This is a genomic window from Paenibacillus macerans (assembly GCF_900454495.1).
Taxonomy (GTDB): domain Bacteria; phylum Bacillota; class Bacilli; order Paenibacillales; family Paenibacillaceae; genus Fontibacillus; species Fontibacillus macerans.
The window spans coordinates 2846790-2871909 of record NZ_UGSI01000001.1; the positions used below are offsets into that span (position 1 = coordinate 2846790).

Annotated in this window: 18 protein-coding genes, 1 pseudogene and 1 other annotated feature; of the genes and pseudogenes, 4 read left to right on the forward strand and 15 right to left on the reverse strand. The window is 54.5% G+C overall.

What is annotated here, in order from left to right:
• Positions 1-488: 488 nt before the first annotated feature.
• The 3 genes from mdh to citZ all read right to left on the reverse strand — a co-directional run bounded on the left by mdh (position 489) and on the right by citZ (position 3937).
• Positions 489-1430: a malate dehydrogenase gene (gene mdh, locus DYE26_RS12760; RefSeq protein WP_036624388.1), complete on the reverse strand. Its 942-nt coding sequence runs from the start codon at positions 1428-1430 to the stop codon at positions 489-491.
• Positions 1431-1442: 12 nt separating this feature from the next.
• Positions 1443-2738: an NADP-dependent isocitrate dehydrogenase gene (icd, locus tag DYE26_RS12765; protein WP_036624390.1), complete on the reverse strand. Its 1296-nt coding sequence runs from the start codon at positions 2736-2738 to the stop codon at positions 1443-1445.
• Between the two features lie 86 nt (positions 2739-2824).
• Complete coding sequence (citZ, locus tag DYE26_RS12770; RefSeq protein WP_036624392.1) at positions 2825-3937, reverse strand: citrate synthase; 1113 nt, start codon at positions 3935-3937, stop codon at positions 2825-2827.
• Positions 3938-4287: 350 nt separating this feature from the next.
• Between citZ and ytvI the strand changes: the two genes are divergently transcribed.
• Positions 4288-5406, forward strand: a complete 1119-nt coding sequence (ytvI, locus tag DYE26_RS12775; RefSeq protein ID WP_036624394.1) for a sporulation integral membrane protein YtvI — start codon at positions 4288-4290, stop codon at positions 5404-5406.
• 8 nt (positions 5407-5414) lie between these two features.
• Here the strand turns inward: ytvI and argS are convergent, their stop codons facing one another.
• The 10 genes and pseudogenes from argS to DYE26_RS12840 form a co-directional block, all read right to left on the reverse strand.
• The gene (gene argS, locus DYE26_RS12780; protein ID WP_036624395.1) at positions 5415-7259 is read right to left on the reverse strand and encodes an arginine--tRNA ligase; all 1845 of its coding nucleotides are present in this window, start codon (positions 7257-7259) and stop codon (positions 5415-5417) included.
• A 56-nt stretch (positions 7260-7315) separates the two neighbouring features.
• Positions 7316-7540 (reverse strand) — a binding site (T-box leader).
• 42 nt (positions 7541-7582) lie between these two features.
• Positions 7583-7975 (reverse strand): FxsA family protein, encoded by a 393-nt coding sequence (locus DYE26_RS12785; protein WP_036624396.1) that lies wholly within the window; start codon positions 7973-7975, stop codon positions 7583-7585.
• Positions 7976-8356: 381 nt separating this feature from the next.
• Positions 8357-8776 carry an acyl-CoA thioesterase gene (locus tag DYE26_RS12790; protein WP_036624397.1) on the reverse strand — a complete coding sequence of 140 codons (420 nt, stop codon included), beginning with the start codon at positions 8774-8776 and terminating at the stop codon, positions 8357-8359.
• A 115-nt stretch (positions 8777-8891) separates the two neighbouring features.
• Positions 8892-10313 (reverse strand): pyruvate kinase, encoded by a 1422-nt coding sequence (gene pyk / locus DYE26_RS12795; protein ID WP_036624399.1) that lies wholly within the window; start codon positions 10311-10313, stop codon positions 8892-8894.
• A 192-nt stretch (positions 10314-10505) separates the two neighbouring features.
• Positions 10506-11708, reverse strand: coding sequence for an acetyl-CoA carboxylase carboxyltransferase subunit alpha (locus DYE26_RS12800; RefSeq protein WP_371861071.1), 1203 nt, complete (start codon positions 11706-11708; stop codon positions 10506-10508).
• Positions 11709-12602, reverse strand: coding sequence for an acetyl-CoA carboxylase, carboxyltransferase subunit beta (gene accD / locus DYE26_RS12805; RefSeq protein ID WP_036624400.1), 894 nt, complete (start codon positions 12600-12602; stop codon positions 11709-11711). It lies immediately after the preceding gene.
• 94 nt (positions 12603-12696) lie between these two features.
• Entirely contained in the window at positions 12697-12885 is a 189-nt protein-coding gene (locus DYE26_RS12810) for a hypothetical protein (RefSeq protein WP_036624401.1), read from the reverse strand.
• Between the two features lie 342 nt (positions 12886-13227).
• Entirely contained in the window at positions 13228-13716 is a 489-nt protein-coding gene (locus DYE26_RS12820) for a phosphatidylglycerophosphatase A family protein (protein ID WP_036624404.1), read from the reverse strand.
• 1132 nt (positions 13717-14848) lie between these two features.
• Positions 14849-16038, reverse strand: a pseudogene (locus DYE26_RS12830) (IS3 family transposase).
• Between the two features lie 391 nt (positions 16039-16429).
• Positions 16430-20401, reverse strand: coding sequence for a DNA polymerase III subunit alpha (locus DYE26_RS12840; RefSeq protein WP_115311219.1), 3972 nt, complete (start codon positions 20399-20401; stop codon positions 16430-16432).
• Between the two features lie 113 nt (positions 20402-20514).
• On the opposite strand from DYE26_RS12840, the gene DYE26_RS12845 reads away from it, so the two are divergent.
• The 3 genes from DYE26_RS12845 to DYE26_RS12855 all read left to right on the forward strand — a co-directional run bounded on the left by DYE26_RS12845 (position 20515) and on the right by DYE26_RS12855 (position 22623).
• The gene (locus tag DYE26_RS12845) at positions 20515-20844 is read left to right on the forward strand and encodes a YtrH family sporulation protein (RefSeq protein WP_036624406.1); all 330 of its coding nucleotides are present in this window, start codon (positions 20515-20517) and stop codon (positions 20842-20844) included.
• Positions 20841-21338, forward strand: coding sequence for a sporulation membrane protein YtrI (locus tag DYE26_RS12850; protein ID WP_051985597.1), 498 nt, complete (start codon positions 20841-20843; stop codon positions 21336-21338). Before DYE26_RS12845 ends, DYE26_RS12850 begins: the two co-directional genes overlap by 4 nt.
• Positions 21339-22323: 985 nt before the next feature.
• Positions 22324-22623 (forward strand): YtpI family protein, encoded by a 300-nt coding sequence (locus DYE26_RS12855; protein WP_036628498.1) that lies wholly within the window; start codon positions 22324-22326, stop codon positions 22621-22623.
• 228 nt (positions 22624-22851) lie between these two features.
• On the opposite strand, the gene DYE26_RS12860 is transcribed toward DYE26_RS12855, so the two are convergent.
• Positions 22852-24186, reverse strand: a complete 1335-nt coding sequence (locus tag DYE26_RS12860) for a DRTGG domain-containing protein (RefSeq protein WP_036624407.1) — start codon at positions 24184-24186, stop codon at positions 22852-22854.
• Positions 24187-24238: 52 nt separating this feature from the next.
• Positions 24239-24961, reverse strand: a complete 723-nt coding sequence (locus tag DYE26_RS12865; RefSeq protein WP_036624410.1) for a YwiC-like family protein — start codon at positions 24959-24961, stop codon at positions 24239-24241.
• Between the last annotated feature and the right edge of the window lie 159 nt (positions 24962-25120).

Consider the following 25120-nt stretch of genomic DNA (forward strand, 5'->3'; position numbering starts at 1 on the left):
CTTGGTCTCTTGTCCGGTCTGTTTCACCTCCCCTAAACCTGATTCCTTCTCCTAAGCCCGTCTAAATTATCTCGAACCTATCTGCTCCTCTACCAAGTATTTTCTTCTCCCGAGTTTGTCTGTTTCTCTGCTACCTGATCAACTCTCTGCTACCTGATCAAAGGGGATAATCGTGCAAAGTCTCCGGACAGCGAGTGTTGATCTGCCGCCCACCCCACTTCCCTATCCTCAAGCTTTCAACGCCCTTCCGTGGTTCTTGCCACGATCGGTTTTCGACTTGACTGGCAAGGCAAGCAAGGATTATAAGGTTGAGCCAGACACCTCTTCTGTCCGCCCCTCTTAATTCTTTGAACACCTTCAATTCAGGGACTCAAGCTGATTTTTGCTCTGCGAGAAAGTTGAGTTATAAATCCTTAATCTTAAAAAAACCGCCCAGTTTTAAATGGGCGGGTTTTAAGGGCAGAAATAAACAGTGGATTATCCAACGATCAACCTTTCACGACCGCAATTATGCTTCTGACGGAGGCGGCGGATTGGTCGAGCGCGGCTTTTTCCTCGGCTGTCAAGGCAAGCTCGAACACCTTTTCGATGCCGCCCCCGCCAAGAACGACCGGCACGCCCATGAACAAATTGTCGTAGCCGTATTCGCCTTCAAGCAAGGCGATCACCGGCAATATCCGCTTCTTGTCCTTGAGAATCGCTTCGGTCATCCGCACCAGCGACGCCGCAGGTGCATAATAAGCGCTGCCGTTGCCAAGCAGGCTGACGATTTCGCCGCCACCGGCGCGCGTCCGCTGTACGATCGCTTCGATGCGGTCCGGCGGGAGCAGTGTGTCGATAGGAATCCCGCCGACGCTGGAATAGCGCACGAGCGGGACCATGTCGTCGCCATGGCCGCCAAGCACAAAACCGCGCACATCTTCCACGGAAACGTTCAGCTCTGCGGCGATAAACGTGCAGTACCGGGCCGTATCGAGGACACCGGACTGGCCGATGACGCGGTTTTTCGGAAAACCGAGCGTTTGGTAAGCCACGTAAGTCATCGCGTCCACCGGGTTGCTGAGGATAATGACCGTGGCATCCGGGCAGTAATTCTTCACGTTTTCGCATACAGAGCGGACGATGGTCGCGTTCGTGTTGACGAGATCGTCCCGGCTCATCCCGGGTTTACGGGCGATCCCCGCCGTAATGATAACGATGTCGGAGCCGGCCGCATCCTTGTAGGAGGAAGTGCCGACGATCCGGCTGTCGACCCCTTGAACCGGGCCGGCCTCGAGCATATCAAGCGCTTTGCCCTTCGTTGGGCTTTCCAACTGCGGAATGTCAACCAGCACAACGTCCCCAAGTTCCTTTTGCGCGAGCATAAACGCCGTGGTTGCGCCGGTAAAACCGGCGCCGACAACGGTTATCTTTTTGCGTTGGATAGCCATGCGGGGGCCTCCCTACATGTTTTTGATCACTTCATCGGCAAACTCGGAGCATTTCACCTCTTTGGCGCCATCCATCAGGCGGGCGAAGTCATAGGTTACCGTCTTATTGTTAATCGAAGTTTCCAGTCCTTTGTAAATGAGGTCAGCCGCTTCCTGCCATCCGAGATGCTCAAGCATCATGACGCCGGACAAAATGACGGAGCCCGGGTTCACGACGTCCAGATCGGCGTATTTCGGCGCCGTGCCGTGCGTCGCTTCAAAGATCGCATGCCCGGTAACGTAGTTGATGTTCGCCCCCGGCGCGATCCCGATGCCGCCCACTTGCGCAGCCAAAGCGTCGGACAAGTAATCGCCGTTCAGGTTCAGCGTGGCGATGACGTCAAAGTCGGTCGGGCGCGTCAGCACCTGCTGCAGCGCGATGTCGGCAATGGCGTCCTTCACGATGATTTTGCCGGCTTCCTGGGCGGCCTTTTGCGCTTGATTCGCCGCTTCCGTACCCGACTGCTCCTTAATCCGGTCATATTCGGCCCAGGTGAACACTTTGTCGCCGAATTCCGCTTCAGCCACTTCGTAACCCCAGTTTTTGAACGCGCCTTCGGTGAATTTCATGATATTGCCTTTATGCACCAGCGTAACGCTCTTGCGGCCATGCTTGATCGCATATTCCACGGCGGCGCGGACAAGGCGCTTCGAGCCTTCCTCGGAAACCGGCTTGATGCCGATGCCGGACGTTTCCGGGAAGCGAATTTTTTTCACGCCCATTTCGTTTTGCAGGAACGCAAGCACTTTCTTGACTTCCTCGGAGCCTTCCTTGTATTCGATTCCCGCATAAATATCTTCCGTGTTCTCCCGGAAAATCACCATATCCACCAGCTCCGGATGCTTCACCGGGGAAGGCACCCCTTCAAAATAGCGGACAGGGCGCAAGCAGACGTACAGGTCCAGCTCCTGGCGGAGCGCCACGTTCAGCGAGCGGATGCCGCCGCCGATCGGCGTCGTCAGCGGTCCCTTGATGGCCACAATATACTCGCGGATCGCGGTCAGCGTGTCAGCCGGCAGCCACTCTCCGTAGGCATTGAAGGCCTTTTCCCCGGCAAAAACCTCGTACCAGGCGATTTTCTTGTCGCCGCCGTAAGCTTTCTCCACGGCGGCGTCCAATACGCGTTTGGATGCTTTCCAGATATCGCGGCCGGTGCCGTCGCCCTCGATAAACGGAACGATCGGGTGGTTCGGCACCTGCAGCTTCCCGTCTTGAATCGTAATTTTTTCACCTTCGGTAGGGAGATCAAACTTTTCCAGCTTCAACATGTTTTCGGTTTCCTCCTCGTTGATCGTTTCAACTATTCACGGTCTCCATTTTATCATAAATCGCCATGGAGCTCCCGCACTGCTGCTTATCTTAGTTCAATCGGTACGTAAGTCTGGTTCGTGGCCCCTACATATTCCGCGCGCGGACGGATCAGCCGGTTGTCCTCAAGCTGCTCCAAAATATGCGCAGTCCAGCCGGAGAGGCGGCTGATCGCAAAAATCGGCGTAAACAAATCGCCCGGAATGCCCAGCATCGTATAGACGGAAGCGGAATAGAAGTCTACGTTGGGCTTCAACCCTTTTTGCCCCGTTACGAGCTGATCCACCTTGACGGAAATGTCGTACAGCGTCGAGTCGCCTTTGAGCGCGCTGAGCTGACGGGACATTTTCTGCAGATGTTTGGCCCGCGGGTCCCCGTTTTTGTAAACGCGGTGTCCGAAGCCCATAATCTTCTCCCGGTTCGCCAGCTTCCGCTGAATATAAGCTTCCGCCTGATCCAGCGTGCCGATTTCGTTCAGCATTTTCATCACCGCTTCGTTGGCCCCGCCGTGGAGCGGCCCCTTCAACGTTCCGATCGCGGACGTCACCCCGGAGTAGATGTCCGACAGCGTTGCGATCGTTACGCGCGCGGAGAACGTGGAAGCATTGAGCTCGTGGTCCGCATGCAGCACCAGCGCCTGGTCCAGCGCCCGGACAGCGATCGGGTCGGGCTCTTCGCCGGTCAGCATGTATAAGAAATTGTGGGCGATGGAGACGCCCTTCAGCGGAGCCAGCGCTTCCTTGCCTTGGCGGATGCGGGCAAACGCGGCAACCAATGTCGGAATTTGAGCTTGCAGCTTGATCGCTTTTTTCAAATTGCTTTCGCGTGTGTTGTCGTTGGCGTTCTCATCGTACAAAGCAAGAGCCGATACGGCAGTACGAAGCACTGCCATCGTGTTGGCATCCTGCGGGTACAACTTCATCTGCGCGAGAACCGCCTCCGGAACCGCGGCATAGTCGCTCAGCTGCCGCTGCAGCCGTTCCAGCTCGGACTTATTGGGCAGTTTGCCATTCCACAGCAAGTAAGCCGTTTCTTCAAAACTAGCGCGTTCGGCCAGATCATCGATATTAATGCCGCGATAGCAGAGCACGCCGTCATGAATGGAGCTGATCGAGGAAGTTGCCGCAACAATGCCTTCCAGGCCTTTCGTAGCTGTCATGATACATCTCTCCTTTGTTAACATTTTGTGAGCAACAAGCTGTGAAAACATTTTCAAATTAAAATTTTAAATTTTTATGAACTGACGCGAAAACGACCCTGAAAAAAGGAATCACGCTATAAATCCTTACTAATCCATCATACTGGATTTCTCGGAGCATGGGAACCCGCTACGGCGCAGCCCGTCAGATCAAAAATTTCTTTCACGATCATAAAGAATTTTTGTAAACGATTTCAGTTTTGCAATAAAAAATGTCACATTAATTGAAAAAAGTAGGCTCGTCATACTCCCTGCTGACCGATAATATCATAGAACTAGGACATGTATTCACGAAAAAGGAGAAATGCCGTTTGGATAGCGTAGTCGTCAAACGCGTATTGCGCGGAAGCTGGATTTGTGTCGTCGTTGTCGGTTCCCTCGCCGCGGTTTACTGGCTGATCCCGCTCCTGTACCCGTTTCTGATCGCCTGGTTGATCTCCTATGCGATGAATCCGTTTGTCCTCTGGCTTCAGCAAAATATGAAGCTGCCAAGGTGGCTGGCGGTTACGGTCTCGCTGCTCGTCTATTTCGGCAGCGCCGCCATCATCCTGTCCGCGGCGTTGACGCGGCTCGTCAAGGAGCTGATCCATCTGGCCGAGTCCTTCGACGTCCGCATCGAGGAGTGGAGGCGCCTGTTTATCTCCTGGACGCAAAGCGACAGTATCCAGTCGATTCTTAATGAAATCAACCGTTTTATCGCCGACAATCCCGGCTATGAAAATACGATCCACAAAAACATCGACAACACCGCGGAAAAGATAGGTTCCGCCGTTTCGCACCTCGTCAACAATTTTTTAAACATTGTGGTAGGTTTGATATCTTCGCTGCCGAACCTCGGCGTCATTCTCGCCGTCATACTGCTCGCGACTTTTTTTATCAGCAGCCATTGGGAGCGGGACATGCGCTTTCTGGCGCGCAGCATTCCCGCCCCGTTCCGGAGAACCGCCGGCGACATCTGGAAAGATCTGCAAAAGGCTTTATCCGGCTACTTGCGCGCCCAGTTTATCATGATCTCCATTACCGCCTTCATCGTGCTGATCGGGCTGCTGATTTTGGGGGTGGAATCGGCGTTCACTTACGCTCTGCTGATCGGGCTCGTCGACCTGCTGCCTTATTTGGGCGTAGGAACGATCATGATCCCCTGGCTCATCTATGCCTTTGCGACCGGCGACATGACGCTCGGCATAGGCCTGTCGGTCCTGTACGGCATCATCCTGGTCGCCAGGCAGCTCATCGAACCGAAAGTGCTGGCCAGCAGCGTCGGCCTTGACCCCTTGCCCACCTTGATCGCCATGTTTGCCGGTCTGAAGCTGTTTGGCGTGCTGGGCCTGATCGTCGGGCCCGTGACCCTGGTCGTCCTCGGCGCGGCCTTCCGCGCCGGGGTGGTGCGGGACTTGCGCAATTACATCCTGCACGGAAGGTTGAGGTGAAAAATTCCCTACATTCGCTCGGGCGCCTGCAGGCCCAGGAGACGCAGCCCGTTGTACAGCGTGATTTGCACGCATTTTACCAAAGCGGCCCGGGCTTCCCGCAGCTCGCGATCATCGACAAGCACCGCACATTCACGATAAAAACGGTTGAACGCCTGGGCCAAATCGAGCAAATAACGGCTGACGATGGAAGGCTCCATTTTGTCCGCGGCCAGCTGGATCCGTTCCGGAAACTGCGATAACCGCTTTACCACCTCGTACTCCGCCGGATGCTTCAACAGCTCGGTTTTTGCGCAGCCGCAGCCGTCTCGCCCATCGCCGCGTGTATCCTGTTGTTCCATTTTACGCAGCAGGCTGCACGCTCTGACATGCGCATATTGCAGATACGGCCCTGTTTCCCCTTCAAAGCTTAGCGCTTCTTCCCAGGAGAAATGGATGTCTTTGATCCGGCTGCCGCTTAAATCGTGAAAAATGACCGCCCCGACGCCCACCTGCCTTGCCACTTCGTCCTTTTGCTCCAGATGGGGATTTTTTAGCCCGATAATCTCCCGCGCCTTCATCACCGCCTGTTCCAGCAGTTCCTCCAGTTTAACCACATTCCCCTTGCGTGTGGACAGGCCGACTCCTCCCAAATCCACCCGTCCGAACGGAACATGCACCAAATCCGCCGCCCAGGGGTACCCCATCAGCTCCACCACCTTAAACCACTGTTTAAAATGCAAGCTTTGCGAGTAATCCGTCACATAAACCGCCTTATGAAAATCGTAGGCCTGTTTGCGGTAGAGCGCGGCCGCCACGTCGCGCGTATGATACAGCGTGCTGCCGTCCTGCTTGAGCATCAAAGCCGGGGACATAGCGAAGGCGTCCAGCTTCACCAGCCAAGCACCCCCGTCCTCTTCCAGCAGCTGCTTGTCCCGCAGCTCCCTGATCACCGAAGCGGTTTTGTCATTGTAAAAGCTTTCGCCCGTCACATAGTCAAAACGCACGTCAAGCAGCCGGTACACTTTTTCGAACTCGGTCATGCTCAAAACAACGAACTTCCGCCACAGCCGCAAAGCTTCTTCGTCGCCCTGCTCCATCTTCGCGAACCAGGCGCGCGCTTCATCCGCCAATTCCGGCCGCTGCTCCGCCTCATCATGAAACTGAACATACAGGCGAAGCAGTTCGTCGATCGCCCCCGACGCCAGCCGTTCTTCATCCCCCCATAAACGGTAGGCGACGATCAGCTTCCCGAATTGCGTCCCCCAGTCTCCCAGATGATTGACCCCGATCACGCGGTATCCAAGACAGGAGAAGATCCGGTACAGCGCGCTTCCGATCACCGTCGAACGCAAATGCCCGATATGAAAAGGCTTGGCGATGTTGGGGGAGGAATAATCGATGACGATCACGCGGCCTTGGCCGATATTTTGTTCCCCGTATTTTTCGCCGGCGGCGTCTATTTCACCGATCACTTCCCGGGCAAAAATCCCTTTGTTCCAATGGAAGTTCAAATAGCCCGAACTTGCCTCAAGGCGCGAGATCGCGGAAACGTCAGCGTGCGTGTGAAGGAGATTCGGCGCATCCGGAGCGGCCGGTTGTTTATCCGGCTGCTTCTCCAGCTGTTTTTTCGGCTGTTCCCCTGACTGTTCCCTCGACTGTTCCCCCAGCCTGCACTCCAGTTTCTGCTTCAGTTCCAGCGCGATTTCCTGCGGCGGCTTGCGAAGCTGCTTGCTCAGCTTGAAACAAGGCAAAGACAGATCCCCCATCTCCTCCTCGGGCGGATATTCCAGCATCGCCTCGATCTCTTCGGCGGCGATTCCGGCAAGGCTCTGCGCCACTAGACAGGCCGTCATTTTTCTCCATTTTTCCATAAACGAAACCCGCTCCCTTATCCAAAATTCAGCAAACAAAAAAGGCCCCCGTCTCAAAAAGAGACGAGAGACCTTTGGTTCCCGCGGTGCCACTCTAAGTGCTAACCATAATTAGCCACTCTATACGTATAACGGCCTGTTGCCGGATTTGCCTACACTTGTTCCAGGTTCGGCAAACCATTTCCCGGGTCCGCTTCATTCACGCCATTCGTACCGGCTTCCACCCTTCCGGCTCGCTGTGACTATCCGGCATGAACTACTATCCCGTTCATCAATGTTAACGATGTAATTTTAAATATATATACTGGAAAAAGCACAAAAAGTCAACGCCGGAAATAGGTGATCGTGCCATCCTTCATTTTTTTATGGATCCATTTCATCAGCGGGAAACGGTACAACGGCCGGGTTAGCGGAAACACCATCGTAAACCCGATGATATCCGTCACAAATCCGGGGATCAATAGCAGGATGCCGCCGGCAAAAACGCAAATGCCGTCCAGCACCATCCGCCCGGGAATCTGCCCGCCGGTCATTTGGGCTCTGGCATCCGCCAGCACCTTGCGCCCTTCAAACTGCATCATCAACCCGCCGATCACCGAAGTGGCCAAGGTCAAAAAGATCGTCTTCCCGACCCCCAATCTTTCGCCGACAAACAAATATCCCCAAAATTCCACAAGCGGGACGATGATGACTAAAGCAGCAATCCATTTACGCATATATATAAAACTCCTTTAAGAGGTAGTTCAAAAAGTCATCTTTTGAAGATTTAAGAATGAATAGTCACCGAAGCGTTTCTTCCTTAAATCGCAAGAAAAACTTCATCTTAGGGCGGTCTGTCTTCTTTGATTGTTCATCGATAGAGTTTTTCTTATCACGAAGCAAATCACGAAGCGGATCGGGCGTCGAATCTTGAATTCAGCCGGACCTTCCGTTGCTCACGTACCCAAAACGTACGCTCCGCTACTCATTCCCTAGCTTCATCCAACCTTCTCGGTGCTGAAAAGCCGACTTTTTGAACTCGCACTTTATCCTCGCAGCATAATAAAATATTGATCGTATATATGTATTTTACCGCTACAAAGGAGGAGAATCAAAAATCATGGTTTGCTCGCTTCCTCAAAGGCCGCAAACCACTCGGGAAATACCTTTTTAAACTGGACCGGCTTGAAATCCTCGCGCCGTACAACGTAGTGGGAGGACGAACCCTCTACGCAAAGCACGCCTTCGCCGTTAAACACATGGTACCCGTAAACGGTCTTCACGCCGCCGTTTTCGATGATCCATGTCTTAAGCAGCACCTTGTCGCCATAGCGGATGCCCTTTTTATACTCCACCTTCATTTCATGAACCGGAGAAATATATCCCGCCCGCTCCATATCGATATATTTAAAGCCTAGGTCCTCGCACAGCTTCGAACGTCCCGCCTCAAACCAACCGAGGTAGTGGGCGTGATAAATAATCCCCATCATATCGAATTCAAAATATTTTGGCTCTATCGCCAGTTCGCTGACATACACGTGATCCCCCGCTCCTTTCTCACGCTGCAAAAAAAGCAATGGTTCCCGTTTTACAGGGTTCCCCATTGCCTTTTTTTAAATCGTTCGCACGATCGCTGCTATATACTAAATGGAACTACTTGCGGATTTGGCCGATTTTGATCAAGTTGGTAGAACCGGAGCGTCCAAGCGGAACCCCTGCGGTAATGACAACAAGATCTCCTTCCTTCACCACTCCGGAATCCAGGCCGCCCTTCATCGCCTTGTCGAACATTTCGTCCGTGGACGAAGCAACCTGGCCCTTCACCGGCGTAACGCCCCAGTTCAAAGCCAAGCGGCGCAGCGTCTGGTCTTCGGTCGTCACCGCGATGATCGGCGCTTTCGGACGATATTTGGACACCATCCGCGCCGTATAACCCGTTTCCGTGGAAGTGATAATCGCTTTGGCGTTCAGTTCCAGCGCGGAGTTGGCCACCGCCTGGCTGATCGCTTCCGTAACGGTCGTTTGTTGGGCGTTGCTTTGTTTGATGAAAATTTCACGGTATTCGAGGCCGGATTCGGCTTTTTCCGCAATGCGGGCCATCGTCAGCACCGATTCCACCGGATATTTCCCGGCAGCCGTTTCCCCGGACAACATGATTGCGTCCGTACCGTCGAAAATCGCGTTCGCCACGTCGCTCGCTTCGGCGCGGGTCGGTCTCGGATTACGCTGCATCGAGTCGAGCATTTGCGTGGCGGTAATAACCGGTTTGCCGACGCGGTTGCATTTCTCGATCATCTTTTTTTGCACCAGCGGCACGTCTTCGGCAGGGATTTCCACGCCAAGGTCGCCGCGGGCTACCATCAAACCGTCGGACACTTCCAGGATTTCGTCCAGGTTGTCGACGCCCTGCTGGTTTTCGATTTTGGAGATGATTTGAATATGGGTTGCGTTATGTTTCTCAAGCAATTGACGGATTTCAAGCACGTCGCTCGCTTTACGAACGAAGGAAGCGGCAATAAAATCGATGCCTTGCTCGATCCCAAACTTGATATCGTTAGCGTCTTTCTCGGTGATGCCTGGCAGGGAAATGTTAACGCCGGGAACATTAACGCCTTTCTTGCTCTTGATGGTGCCGCCGTTGACGATACGGCATTTGATTTCCGTACCTTGGATGTCAACTACCGTCAGTCCGATCAAACCGTCGTCGATCAAAATGGTCGAACCTACTTCCACGTCACCCGGAAGCTCTTTGTACGTAATCGAGATGCGATTTTTGTCCCCGAGAATTTCTTCCGTAGTAAGGGTGATGAATTCGTCTTGCACGAGTTCGATCGGTTCTTCCTTCAATTTGCCGGTGCGGATTTCCGGACCTTTGGTGTCCAACAGTATGGCGATTGATTTCCCCAGCTCCGCGCTCGCTTGGCGGATCGTCTTGATCCGGCCTCCATGCTCATCAAAATCTCCATGGGAGAAGTTCAGGCGAGCGACGTTCATTCCGGCCATGATCAACTTTTTGATGTTCTCTAACGATTCACTGGAAGGACCGATGGTACATACGATTTTTGTTTTGCGCATTTGGGTTTCCTCCGTTTTAATAGTTCTCTCTATATAGTCTTTTCCAACAACTAAATTTACTACAATTTTGTCGATTTGTATAGGAAGTTTATCATATTGTCACGAACATTCTATTGTTTTACACTGCGAAAACAATCTATAATAGCCGAAAAATCCGAGGCCAAAGCCCCGATTTTTCGGCTACCGATCGTTTTACTCCTGCTTGTGGACCAATTCCGAGGACGCGTTTTCTTCAGTACCGCCCTCGTTGCTGGTTTCTTTCCCTGCCGCTTCCACTTCGGCAGCCGCTTTCCCGGCGGCGGCTTCCCTTTCGCGGGCCTCTCCGCCGGCACGCCCGGCAGCGCCCGAATCAGCCGGAGACGTCTTTTCCTGGCTAGAGCCCTCCGCCGGCACGGCGGAACCCGCCGGAGATCCCGTGTATACACGCGCTTTCGCCTTTCCGGCCACCGTAAACTTGCCGATTTTCCGGAATTTCCGGTACCGGTCCTCAAGCAGCTCGTCCGCATGCATGATCGACAATTCCTCCAAATGGCGGACGACCGCTTCTTTAATGGCGCTTGCGGTAGCTTCGTAATCGCGATGGGCCCCGCCCCGCGGCTCCGGAATGATCTCTTCGATCACTTCCATTTCCAGCAGGTCCTGGGCGGTAATCTTCATCGCTTCCGCCGCCTGGTCCGCCTTGGAAGCGTCCTTCCACAGGATCGAAGCCGCCCCGTTCGGCGAAATGACGGAGTAAATGGCGTTCTCCAGCATCAGCACGCGGTTGCCGACGCCCAGCGCCAGCGCTCCGCCGCTGCCGCCTTCGCCAAGGACCACGCAAATAACGGGCACCCGAAGCATCGCCATTTCCCGCAGGTTGCGGGCGATCGCCTCGGATTGTCCCCGTTCCTCCGCCGTAATGCCCGGATAGGCCCCTTTCGTATCGATAAACGTAACGATCGGCCGCCGGAACTTGTCCGCCTGCTGCATCAGCCGGAGCGCTTTGCGGAAGCCCTCCGGATGCGCGCTTCCGAAGAAGCGGGCGATGTTGTCCTTCGTATCTTTCCCGCGCTGCTGGCCAAGCACCGTCACGGGAACCCCGTTCAGCTTGGCCAATCCGCCGACGACAGCCAAATCGTCCCCAAACACCCGGTCCCCGTGCAGCTCAATGAAGTCTTCAAAGATCAGGCCGATCATATCCAGGGAAGTCGGACGCTGGTGATGCCGGGCCAGATGCATTTTTTGCGACGGCGTAATCTGGCTGTAAATCTCTTCTTCCAATTGCCGGTACCGTTCTTCCAAACGAGCAATCTCCTCGGCAAAATCGATGCCTTTTTCTTTACCGAACTGCTCCAATTCCTGAATTTTCTCGCGCAGCTTCACAAGCGGCGTTTCGAAAGGCAATTCGCCCGCCATTTATGCTCCTCCCTTCACACCGTGCAAATCCAGCAATTTGGACAGCGTGGCTTTCATTTCCTTGCGGTGAACCACCAAATCGAGCTGCCCGTGCTGCAGGTTGAATTCGGCCGTCTGAAAATCGTCCGGCAGCTTTTGCCGGATCGTCTGCTCGATCACGATTCTGCCGGCAAAGCCAAACACCGCACCCGGCTCGGCCAGAATAATGTCTCCAAGCATGGCAAAGCTGGCCGATACGCCTCCGGTCGTCGGATCCGTAATGACCGATATGTAGAGGCCGCCCTGCTCGCTCAATCGGGCCAAAGCGGCGCTCGTTTTCGCCATTTGCATCAAACTCAGAATGCTTTCCTGCATGCGCGCTCCGCCCGACGTCGAAAAAATAATCATCGGCAGCCGTTTCTCCGTCGCCGCTTCGATGGCGCGCGTAATTTTTTCCCCGACTACGGAACCCATGCTGCCGGTGAAAAAATCAAAGCTCATGACCGCCACAACGGCCGGAAAACCGCCGATAGTGCCTTGTCCGGTCACGACGGCTTCCCGCAAACCCGACTTCAGCGCTTGCTGCTCCAGTTTGCCGGCATACCCCGGAAATTCGAGCGGATCGACGGAGATCAGGTCGGCGTCGAATTCCGTAAAACTTCCTTCGTCCAGCGTGTAGCGGACGCGCTCCAGCGCGTTAAGCCGCATATGATAGCCGCAGGAAGGGCAAACTTTAAAGTTCTTCTCCAGTTCCTTGCTGTACTGAATACTGCCGCAACGGGCACATTTATTCATCAGGCCTTCGGGAATCTCCCGTTTAGGCCGGTCCATCGACTGCGATCCCTCTTCGCTCCCTCGACGTTCTGAAGGAATGGTCGCGTATTTTCTTTTTTTCTGAAACAAGTCTTTAAACACAACTACACCTCTTCAGCCGTTTATATTCATGGCCAGTAATACAGTCATGGATCTATCGCACCGTAGCCTTGCGCCCTTTTGTGGACAATTCCGCCTAAGGATGCAAAATCGAATTCAAAACCTCTTGCACTTCCTCAAGCTCCCCGGAAGGAACCAGAATTTCGAACTGCTGCTTGGATAAATTGACAGGACGTGTTTGGACGAGGAAGCCTTCTTCGGTGAGTTTCGTTTTGATCATATCCGCAACCTTGGCGGTTGGCGCAATATACATTACAGTCCACATGTCCTTTTCAAAGCCCCCTACTTTAATCTTTGAGCCCGTATAATAGAGTTATGATAACATAATTTTCAAATCCCCCGCAACAAAGGGAAAGGTCGCAAAATGGAAGCGGAGCGCGCGAAATCCGTCGGATTTTTAGGCTGTCATCCCGCGCCGTAAAACGCCCCGTTCCCGCCGGAGAGGGGACCCGCGGGCTCCGCTTTGCCGCGAAGCTTGTCATAAGCTGTCCAGCTAAAAAAAGCACTGCCTCTGCTTGAAATTTTATCTTTAATAGCAGCTCCCTTATTTTCAATAGCATTTCCTCTTCTTCAGCGCAACTCCTTTAATTCGGAGGCGGGAGCGCTGTTATTTTTGGGAATAAGTGGCGGCATTTTTGTGGTTATGGGCGATTCTGGCCGAAGCGGCCGAGGCTAGTCCGGCCACCAGATCATCCATGAATACGTGGATATCGGAGCCTTTGTTGTTCAGCTTGCCGATGATTTCGGGCTTAACCTTGTCCAAAAACCCAAAACTCGTCAGCCCGATCATTCCGAAAACGCTCGTAATGCCTAATGCCAAAGTTTCATCAACGCCGTACAGCGGCTCATCCGCTTCCATGATCGATTGCAGCGGCTCGGGAAGGAGCTTTTGCTCCGCCAGCTCATCCAAAGCGATCCCCGTAAACAAAGTGTATTGCACCTCTCTTTTTTGCAGCACCGCCTTTACGCTGTCCAAGCACTGCTCCAGCGTCAAATCGTCATGATAGGCAATTTGCAAGGAATACACGATTTGCGCAATTTCCTCCAGCCTAACGCCTCTGCGCAGCAACTGGGCTTCCGCAATTTCATAGGTCATCCGATTTCCTCCTTCATTCCGAAAAAATGCGGTCCGGCTCGGGGCGTGCTCCGAGGCCTGCTCCGGGGCGTGCCCCGAGGTGCGCTCCGGGTCAAGGCCATACCCGCACCGCTGCCTTGTCCCGGCGGGGGAAGCACGGCAACGAATGCCGGCTTCTATGGCATGGCCAACCGTGGTGCGTCACTGTGCGGCCGATTGTGCGTTTACCGCAAACTATACGGGCGCCTCGGTCGACTGGCCGCCGCCAAGCGGCGCAGCACCGCGCGGAGCGGGTGCAGGTGCGGGCGCCAGAGCAGGTGCCGGATGCAGCGCGTTTTTCCGAAATATCATCTCACTCGGGCCCCGGGGGGTCCTTGTTCATGGCGTATTGTGTTCCTAAGTGTATGCTTGAAGCGTAAAAAATGTTCGTTAAAACGGAGCCAAGCCTGAAAATCCGCTGGTATAGGGGGTTCTTATAGAGCTTGAATAGCCAGTATAGCCGGGCGATAGACTTCCGCAGCCTAACACATCGTTCAGATTGGAATTATCCAATAGAATTGGAAATCGAATGGCCGGTCTTCAGCGTAATTGGTAATTTCCAATAGATTAGGAGCGGCACAGTGAAATGGGACGGTTCGCTGCGAATTCTATTGGATATTTCCAAGGAGAGTTCAAAATTCCGTTCGAACTTCGTCCATCTATTGGATTTTTCCAATGTGAGGTAAATGGGGACGAGTGGGCTGCTTTGTATTTTTTGGGCCAGGCTGGGGTTGCCTGCAAAATTAGAAGACCCTGCTGACCGCCCGTGTTACTGGTATCCAATAATCCCAATGCGGCAGAGTCTAACGCCTTTTTGGATCTGTACCGCCTCCACTGTACATCTGGGCTTACCAATAACGAAACCCTCCTTCAATGGTTGCTTGTCGCTTCCATTTTGCAAGGAGGGCTGCTTTTACATCCTTTTCAAGTTAGCTTGCTCGGGAGAAAACATAAGGAAAAAAATGGCGCTATTTCGGCAATCTCCCCACTTTGAGTGAAATAGCGGACATTTATGGCGTTATTTTTTCGTATCGCATGAAAATAGCCATTTTGTGCACCATTCGTTGGGAATTAAGGCCATAAATGGACCTCTGTCAAGAAAGTGGACACCCTTTTAAGCAACTTTTCTCTTATTAAATTGCGCAGCAAAGCGAACCGGTGACAAATAGCCGAGTGAACCATGGATCCGTTTTCGGTTGTAGAAGAATTCAATGTAACGGTAGATCTCGTCATAGGCTTGCTGCTTGGTCTTAAATCGCTTGCAGTAAATCAACTCCTTCTTGAGGATGCTGTGAAAGGATTCAATACAAGCATTGTCGTAGCAGTTGCCTTTGCGGCTCATGCTGGCTGTCATTTTGTAAATTTTGAGTTGTTCTCTGTACTCGTGGGACGCATATTGGCTCCCTCGATCCGAATGATGAATGAGCCCTTTTTTAGGCCTTTTGGCCACATAGGCATCCTTCAGAGCGTCCAGAACAAGATCGGTTGTCATTCGGTCATTCAAACGCCAGCCCACGATCTCACGGGTGCATAGGTCCATAACGCTGGCAAGGTACAGCCGACCTTCTCTACAAGGAATGTACGTAATGTCGGTAACCCAAACCTTATTGGGTTTGTTCACTTGAAACTGCTGGTTAAGGATATTGGGAGCAATCGGTAAGTCATGGTTAGAATCGGTAGTTTGCACTTTGTATTTACGTGCGACACAGGCGCGAAAGCCGAGCTCCCGCATGTATAAACCAATCGTCCTCTCCGTTACGTTCTCGCCTTCCTGATTCAGCAAGTACGTGATTTTAGGGGCCCCGTAACGCTGCTCGGAATCGTTGAAGTGATAAGTAATCCTTTTCAGCAGGTGTAACTTACGCAATGCTCGCTCACTCGGCTTTTTGTTTCGCCATTTGTAGTAGCCGCTCCGGGAAACTCTAAAAACCTGGCACATCTTCTCCAAAGAAAACTCGGAGCGGTGATCTTCAATAAACTGAAACCTTACTTCTTTGGTTTGCTGAAGATGTGCACTGCTTTTTTTACGATGGCCAGTTCCTCTTCCACATCGGCGATACGCTGCTGGCTTTCGCGGAGTTCACGCTCTTTGTCTTTCAAGAGTTGTTCGAGTTCCCGAACGCGTTCGACGTTTGTGATGGGTTCGTTCTTAAACTCACGGTATTTCGCCTTCCAGGAATGCAATGTCTTTGCTGGGATATCTAGCTCCAAGGCTACGTCCTCCACCGACTTTGTCTGTTCTTGGAGATATTTTACCGTTTGTCTCTTAAATTCTTCGTTATATCGTTTCCGTTGTTCACCCATGTGAACACCTCCTCAGATAGTTCCATTATCTTTTTCTCTTAACGAGGTGTCCACTTTTTATTCTAGCTCTAAAAATTCCGCTAATGGTGTTGAACATGCACATTTCATGAAAATAAGGCCTTAAAGTTCCGCTATTTTTTGGTGATCCACCAGTCTGACTTTTGCACCATGCTCGCTAAGCACTTGCCATACTATCGCCAGGAATGGATGGCAAACACTATTTATGGTACTCACTTAGAGACAAGCTATGTTACTTCCGGATCGATTTGCTAGTCTTTCGCGAAGCGCACCTTTCTCAGCACTTCACCATCAAGTTTTGCCAGGAGCCAAGCAATAGACCGGGCAACGGACATGATGCGAACTTGACCAATGGCAAGAACGCCAAGTCCGGTTATCTCACCTTGACGGTATCCGGACCGAGCATCTGTTCCATTTCGCGGAAAAGCGCGGGGGACGGTTTGATGTTGTAACGTTCGGACAAGGCTAGCAGCTTGCCGGTGCTCTCGTAGAACAGCACCGTCCCGACCGGTCCGGGATGCTGCTCCAGCAGCGTCTTCAGCTGTTCCAGCAGGCGCGCGTTCTCCGCCGCGGCCGTGATTTTGATGAAGACGCGCTGCTGCGCCGGCGGCTTCTGTCCGCGGCGGCCGCCCGCGGCGGGCGGTGCGGCGTTGGCCGCGGCATCGCGGGCGCCGGGACGCCCGGCAGCGGCGCCATGGCCGGGCGCCTGCCCGGCGGCGCCTTGCGGCGCCCCTGCCGGCGCCGGGGCGGCGGGCTCGCGCCGGGGCCGGGCCGCGGCCGCAGGCGCGCCCTGCGCCGCCGCTGCGCGCGCGGGCGGCTGCTCGGCGCCGCCGCTTCGGCTGGCGCTCGCGCCCTTGCCGGCGCTGCCGTTGCCGCCTGCGCGCGAGCCCGCGCCCGCGTCCGCTCCGCCGCCGCTGCCCGCTGCGGCGCTTCTCCCGGCGCCGCCATACGCCCCGCGCCCGCGGGTGAGCCCGCGGCGCAGCTGCGCCAGCGCTGGCGCGCCGAGCGGGGCCACCTCGTCGGCCAGCAGCTTGAAGCCTTCGTCCTGCAGCTGGACGGTGGCGCGCAGCGCAAGCAAGGCCCCCTTGCTGACGTGTGCCGAGCAGCGCCGCCACACTTCGGGAAACAACACGACCTCGCAGCGCTCGATCTGGTCCTCCAGCTCCATGAAGGCCATCGCCTTGCCCTGCTTCGTCGTGATCGCTTTGACCGACACGACCATCCCGGCCACCACCGTCCGGCTTTCATCCGCCGCTTCGGCCAAATCCATCAGCCGGTCGGCGCCTTCCTGCTCAAGCAGCTCATCGTAATCGTCCAGCGGATGGCCGGACAGGTACAGTCCGAGCAGCTCCCGCTCCAATTCCAGCTGCTGCGCGGCGGTAAACGGCCGAACATCCGGGTACTCGATGTCCCAGTTTGGCGTTTCCACAAAATCGAACAGCTGGATTTGCAAATCCTCACGCTCCTTGCGCCATTTAAGCGCGGCTTCCACCGTCTCGTCCAGCATCGCCAGCAGTTGGGCGCGGTGCCCCGGGAGGGAGTCAAACGCGCCGCCCTGAATCAGCGATTCGATAACGCGCTTGTTGCACGTGCGCAGATCGACGCGGCGGCAAAAATCGAGCAGGCTGTCGAACGGCCGCTCCTTCCGCTCGCGCATAATGCTTTCGATCGCCTGGGTGCCGACGTTTTTGATCGCTGCCAGCCCGAAGCGGATCACCCCCAAGGCCGCGGCGGGGCTAACGGGCTCCGCGGCATCTTCTCCGCCGGAAGCGCCGGCCTGCCCCCGCGCCGCCAAGACGGTTTCCGCTGCGGTGACGTCTCCCCCGGCTTCCGGGCCTCCCGCCGTTCCTCCCGCGAAGCTCCCGTCCGCAGCTCCGGCGCCAACCCGAGCCTGCGGCGTAAACAACACGCCGCTTTCGTTCACGTCCGGCGGCAGCACGGTGATGCCCATCCGCCGGCATTCGACGATATACTCCGCCACCTTGCGGTGGCTGCCCATAACGGCTGTCAGCATCGCGGCCATGAACTGGACGGGATAATGCGCCTTCAGATACGCCGTCTGGAACGCCAGCACGCCATAGGCGGCCGCATGCGCCCGCGGGAAGCCGTAATCGGCAAAGCGGACGATCATATCGTATACAGCGTTCGCTTCCTCGGCGGTATAACCCTGGTCCAGGCTGCCGCTGACGAAATGGCCGCGCTGCTCGTCCAGCACCTCCCGCTTTTTCTTCGAGACGGCGCGCCGCAGCAAATCGGCTTCTCCCAAGGAAAATCCCGCCATTTTGGAGGCGATTTGCATGATTTGCTCCTGATAAACGATGATCCCATACGTGTCGTTCAGTATTGATTCAAGATCCGGATGCGGAAACTCGACGGTAATCTGCCCGTGCTTGCTGGCGATGTATTTCGGAATGAACTCCATCGGGCCGGGACGGTAAAGCGCGTTCACCGAAATGATATCTTCGAACAACGTCGGCTTCAATTCGCGCAAAACCCGGCGCATCCCCGCCGACTCCAATTGGAACACCCCGGTCGTTTCGCCTCGTCCGAGCATGTCATAGGTAGCCGGATCATTATCGGGAACATGCCGGAAATCGGGGACACTTCCCGTCTGCTCTTCGATCCAGCGCAGGCAGCGCTCGATGATGGACAACGTGCGCAGGCCCAAAAAGTCCATTTTGAGCAGGCCGATCGCTTCCAGGTTTTCCATGGAATATTGGGTTAAAGCGGCATCCTCGCTCCCCGATTGCAGCGGCACCGCGTCCGTCAGCGGATCGCGCGAGATGACGACCCCGGCGGCGTGCGTGGAGGCGTGCCGCGGCATGCCTTCCACCTTCATCGCCATGTCCAGCAGCCCTTTGATCCGCGGCGCCGATTCGTACATCGCTTTTAAATCCGGGCTTTCCTTAAGGGCCCGTTCAATCGTGATGCCCAGATGCGCCGGAATCAGCTTCGCCGCCTTGTCGACTTCGCCAAACGGCACGTTCAGCGCCCGGCCCACATCGCGAACGGCGGCGCGGGCCGCCATCGTCCCGAACGTAATGATCTGGGCCACGTGCTCGGCCCCGTATTTGCTTGCCACATAGGCGATCACCTCGTCGCGGCGCTCGTCGCTGAAATCGATATCGATATCCGGCATCGTCACCCGCTCGGGATTCAAAAACCGTTCAAACAGCAGGTTATACTTGATCGGGTCGACATCGGTGATGCGCAGCACGTAAGCAACCAGGCTGCCTGCCGACGATCCCCGGCCCGGGCCGGTAACGATCCCGCTGTGGTGAGCGAAGGCAATGAAATCCCAAACGATGAGAAAATAATCGGAAAATCCCATCTTGCCGATCACTTCCAGCTCATAACGCAGCCGCTGCTCAAGCCGTTCCCGATCCGCTTTGTCCTGCCACACGTCCAGATGGCCGTAGCGCTCCTCCAGCCCTTTTTCGCACAGCTCAGCCAAATAGCTCTCCGCGGTCAGCCCTTCCGGAATCGGGCGGTAAGCCGGCAAAATATGGCGGCCGAATTCCAGCTCAAGCTCGCAGCGCTCGGCTATTTTTACCGTGTTGGCCAGCGCCTCGGGCACATGCGGGAACAACGCGGCCATCTCATCCCCGGTTTTCAGGTAGAGCTGGTCCGTGTTCATTTTGAGCCGGTTTTCGTCGTCGACCGTTTTGCCGGTGCCGATGCAAATGAGCACATCCTGAACCTCGGCGTCCTCCCTGTTCAAGTAATGCACATCGTTGGTGGCCGCCAGTTCGATCCCCGTCTCCTGCGCCAGCTGAATAAGCTGGAGGTTTACCTTTTTTTGCTCCGGCAGACCGTGATCCTGCAGCTCCAGATAAAAATCTCCGCCAAACGCCGACTTATAGCGCAGCGCCGCTTTTTTCGCTTCCTCGTAAGATCCGCGCAGCAAATGATGCGGCACCTCTCCGCCCAGACAGGCGCTCAAGCAGATCAGCCCTTCCCGATGCCGCTCCAGCGCCTCCCAATCGATCCGCGGTTTGTAGTGGAAGCCTTCCAGATGGCCGATCGAGACGAGTTTCATCAAATTCCGGTACCCGGTTTCATTTTTAGCCAGCAAAATCAGATGGTGGATCGGCTGATCCTGACGGCTCCCCCGCTCCTTGCGCGAGCCTGCCGTAAAATAAACTTCACAGCCGATGATCGGCTTGATCCCGTGAGCTTTGCACAATTTATAAAAAGGAACCGCGCCGTACATGACACCGTGATCCGTCAGCGCGAGCGCCTTCATGCCGGAAGCCGCCGCTTTGGCGACGAGCTCTTCCAGTCTGGCCGCGCCGTCGAGCAAGCTGTATTCGCTATGTACGTGCAGATGAACGAAGCTGTCCATGCGATCCCCTCCTTTTCGCTTTCAAACTCTATAAATATTTTATCATACATAGCCCAAGCGCGCCCATAGAATGGTAGAGGATAGGACAGACCTCGGAAAGGGGAGCTTGTATCGTGAGTTCGTTTTTGAGCAAAGCGGTTATGGACTTTTTTATCGCATTCGGAATCGTCGTGGGCGGAGCTATGGTTGGCGGGATCGGGGCCGTCGTTTCCCTGCAGCCGCCGACCCAAACGATGCTGGACATCGCCGACCGCATTAAAATTTGGGCGCTTGCCGCCGCGATCGGGGGCACAATCGATCCGATGCGGGTCATCGAAAGCAATTTTTTTGACGGAAACCTGTCCCCGGCCATCAAGCAGATTTTGTATTTGCTGTTTGCATTCTTTGGCGCCCACATGGGTTCCGAGCTGGTGAGATGGATGTGCGGGGGAAGCCGGGGATGAATGAAGCAAAGCGGCCGGAAATCAAGGGATTCCGTCGGTTTTTGCAGCTTGCCGCCGTGTTTATTCTGGGGATGGTGGCGGGAAGCATCGTATACAACGTAATCTATCAGACAAGCTACAACGTGCTGTGGATTCAAAACAAGGATCTGCAAATCCAGCTGCATCAAGCCGAGGAGGACCTCCGGACGCTGAAAAAATACAATAACCGCTCGACCGTGATCAAAGAGATCAAGGTGCGCGTGGAGGAACGGGATCCTCCGCTCGATTCGCTGGCGGTCAAGGAAGTCACCAAGCAGCTCCATGACGAGCTTGAGGTGCTTCGCGGCAGGAACATTTTCGACATCGACTCCGATGCCAAAATGGCCCGGACGCTGCTGAACCGGAAAATCTATATCGTACGCGACAAGGAGTACAGCATCCAGGTTAAAACGATGCTCGTGAGCGAAGGGGTGCTGCAGGTGTGGGTGGATATGCGGCCGTATATCCGGCTCTAACTTTTCATGCTACAATAAGGTTGTTAAAAAAACGGAGTTTGATCACGCAGTTGTGTGCTCGAAGCGGATTCGGCATCGAATCTTGAATTCAGCCGGGTCTTCCGGTGCTCACGTACCTTAAACGTACGCTCCGCTCCTCAGACCCTAGCTTCATCCAACCTTCTCGGTGCTGAAACTCCGTTTTTTTAACTTTTATCGAACCCGGTTATTAAAAAAACGGAGTTTGATCACGAGCACACCCGCAAAAAACAGGCTGACTGCAAGGATGATTGAGACCGGGAAACTGCGGCGGAAAAATAAACACTAGCGTTGCATTAAATCTGACAAGATACATTTTCTAGCCCATACCCATATTTTAACGGTTGCCACAAGCGCTATTTGTTCCAAAAACGTTGATTTTAAATCGTAACGGTTGCCATGGTGCTAATTTCACTGAAATCCGGCTATTTGGGCTTAGATTCAGGCAAATAACAACGCTTACAACCGTTAGAATTTAGAAAAGGCCTTTTTTCGTAAAATAGCAACTGCTACAACCGTTAGATCCCGGGTAGCTTTTTGGGAAATCTTTAATGCAACGCTAGTGAAAAATAAGAGCAAAAAAAGTTGTTATTCCGGCGATATCCGTTCATTTGAGAGAAATAGAGGCAATTTATGCCGTTATTTTCCCCCGATCGCTAGGAAATGCCGTCGCTTTGACCATTCATCGGGAAATAAGGACAAAAAATGGCGCTAAAGGGGATGAACATGCCTGGCTCCGGATAATAAGGACATAAAAGTGCCGCTATTTTGAAGGCCACGGTCGGCCGTTCCAGCAATCAGCGGTTCATTGTTCCAGTAATCAGCGGTTCGTTGATGCAGTAGCCGGCTAGCCGGGGTTAAGAGCGCCTATTCCCAAGCCAAGCCGATGATCATCCCCGCGATGATCATCACCCGCATTTTTCAAAGCCATCAAGCCAATTGTAAAAAAGGAGCTGTAGATCTTCCCATGATCCAAACGATTCAATACATTCTGTACGCCGTACTCATTATCGCCTGCGTTTGTTCCGTCTTTTTCAGCTTTAAGTCGCGCCGTTCGCTCGACCCTAAGGTTCGCGGACTGTCCGCCGCCAAAACCAACATCAGCATGGGGGTCACGCTCATTATTTTGGCGCTGATCCAAATGTTCATGTTCAGCGGCTCTTCGCTCCGCGTCGTGATCGGCGCGTTGTTTATGGTGCTGGGCGCGTTTAACATTTTTGCCGGCATCCGCAATCACGGCATCTTTTCCCGCCAAAAGGCGGAGTAGTTAAGCTCATCTATGAGAAATTTATGCCAAGAAATTACCTCCGGAAAGTAGTTGCCTGCTGGAATTTATATGCAGGAAATTCCCCAAAATCCCGGCTCGCCCGAGTCAACTGGCTTGCTCATCCGGTTCGGCTGACTCCGCTGAATTCCGATCTTTCGGCCTTATCCGCATGGTCCGCCCGTGCTGCCTATGAGCGGTTCTTCCAACCGGCCGGTTTCATCCGGCCCGCTATGCGTGATCGATCGATTGCAGCGCCATGACCGCCTTGGAAACGAGATAGTCCTGATAAGTTAACATAATCTCCAGCTTGCAGGCCCGGCGGCTCATTTCCAGCACGACCGGAAGGATGACGACCGGGTTTTCGATCTGCACCGGACGTACGAAATACGTCGTAATGTTGTCGACGACGAAGTCCATGCCGCTTGCGTCCTTGGCGGTGCGCAGGCCGGCCTGGGTCATCAGCGAGGTGAGCACGCCGTGCGAAATCGTGCCGAGGTCGGTAGCCATCTGCGGCGTTATCATCCCGCGGAAAAACAGTTTCCCCTCCGCGTCGCGCTCTTCGGCAAAACCGTTCCACATCAGGTGCTCGAACGTTTCCCCGAGCTGCGGCTGGTTGCGCACGTCGCGCATCGCCTGCAGCACCTCCCGGCGCGTGACGGAAGAAACCAGCTTCCGGTTGCGGTCCACCACCGGCAAAAAATCGATCCCTTCCCAAACCATGATTTGCGCGGCCGAAGCCAGCGACGTCTGCAGTCCCACCGTAATCGGATGGCGCGTCATGCACTTTTCAATGGGCTGATCCCCGCTGAGCTCCTCCACGTTTTTGCGGCTGACGATCCCGATGACCCGGTTCCACTCGTCCACGACCGGAAAATGCTGATGCCCCGTCTCCAGCGACAACTCGTCAAAATCGGAGATATTGCTCGCGGCTTTCAGCATGTTCACCCGCGGCTTACGGGCGACGATATCCTCCACCAGCATGATTTTTTTCTTGATCAACCGGTCGAAAATGGCCCTGTTGATCATGGATGCAACGGTAAACGTATCGTGGCGCGAGGAAATGATCGGCAGCGCCAGCTTGTCCGCCAGCGCTTTGACCTCGCGGCTTGTGCCGAAGCCCCCGGTCACCAGCACCCCCGCTCCCTGCTCCAAAGCGAGCGAATGGGCGTTGTCGCGGTTCCCGATGATCAGCAGGCTTCCGGCGTCGATATACCGCGCCATGGCATCGATTTTCATCGCGCCGATGACGTATTTGTGCAGCGTTTTGTCCAGCCCTTCGCCGCCGCCAAGCACATGTCCCTCCACGATGTCGACTACATCGCCGAACGTAAGCTGATCGGAGATGTTCCGCGGCTTCTTCTCCACGCGAACGGTGCCGATCCGCTCCTTGGTGATGACGATGCCGAGGTTTTCCGCCTCTTTGACCGCGCGGTAAGCCGTTCCCTCGCTCACGCCCATCGCTTTGGCCAGCTTGCGCACGGAAATTTTCGTACCGATCTTAAGTTGTTCGATATGTTGAAGCAGCTGCTCGTGTTTTGTGACGCTTTCTTCCTGCCCCTCCAACTGTTATACCCCCTTGCCCGAATCTGTACTACTCTGTTTCCATTATACACGTTCAGGCATAAGTCATCCATACGGCCGCAAGCACGATCACGGAATAGACAATTTCCATGATTCCGGTTTGCTTTGCCGTGATCCGTATGCGCGGACACCATGCGGCCCTGGCCAGCAGCAGCAAAGCCGGCAGCAATAGCGAAAGGGGGAACAGCCAAGCGGCGAGCAGCGACAATATCAGGTGATAGCTCACGGAATAGAAATAGAACCGGGGGTTGTTCCGCTCGCGGATGATCGTTTTGACGTAAAAAGCCGTGCCCGCGAAATAGCCGATGCTGATCAAAAACAGCTCCACGGCTGCCCCGTAGTCCGTACCTCCGCCCAACCTGAAAGAAACAAACACCATGATGCTGAACTGCACGATGGCGGCGATGTCGTTAACCAGGGCGCGTTCGCGTTTTTGCCTGGCGTAGTAGACGTTGACGGCAAACAGAGGCAGGAACAGCAGGGCCATCAAGATGATGTCGGGGCGAAGCAAGGCGAGCGCCGTTCCGGCAGGGACGAGAAGCGTTCCATACAGCAAGGCCGGTTTGCGGTAGCGATCGCCTTTGCCCGTGCGGACCCACTGCAGCAAAGGAAACATCAGCAAGTAGATCAGCAGCCAGCAAGCAAACAGCAGGGCATGGATCCACCCGGGGGTCGAGGCGGCCATGCCGAACAGGAACGGAAGGACCAACATCGCCCAGGCTCCATGCTGATTGGGGATATAATGCTTCAAGCGCATGACGGCGTCCTCTCCTTATTTTTCAAATGGATGGGGCAAATTACGGATCATTATATCCGCCGGAGGAAATCGCTCCAGTGACGCCGGTCACTGTAATCATGACAGCTTCCCAACAGAAAAAAGAGCGAATATCGTGCCGTTTTTTATCTTGTGACTGAT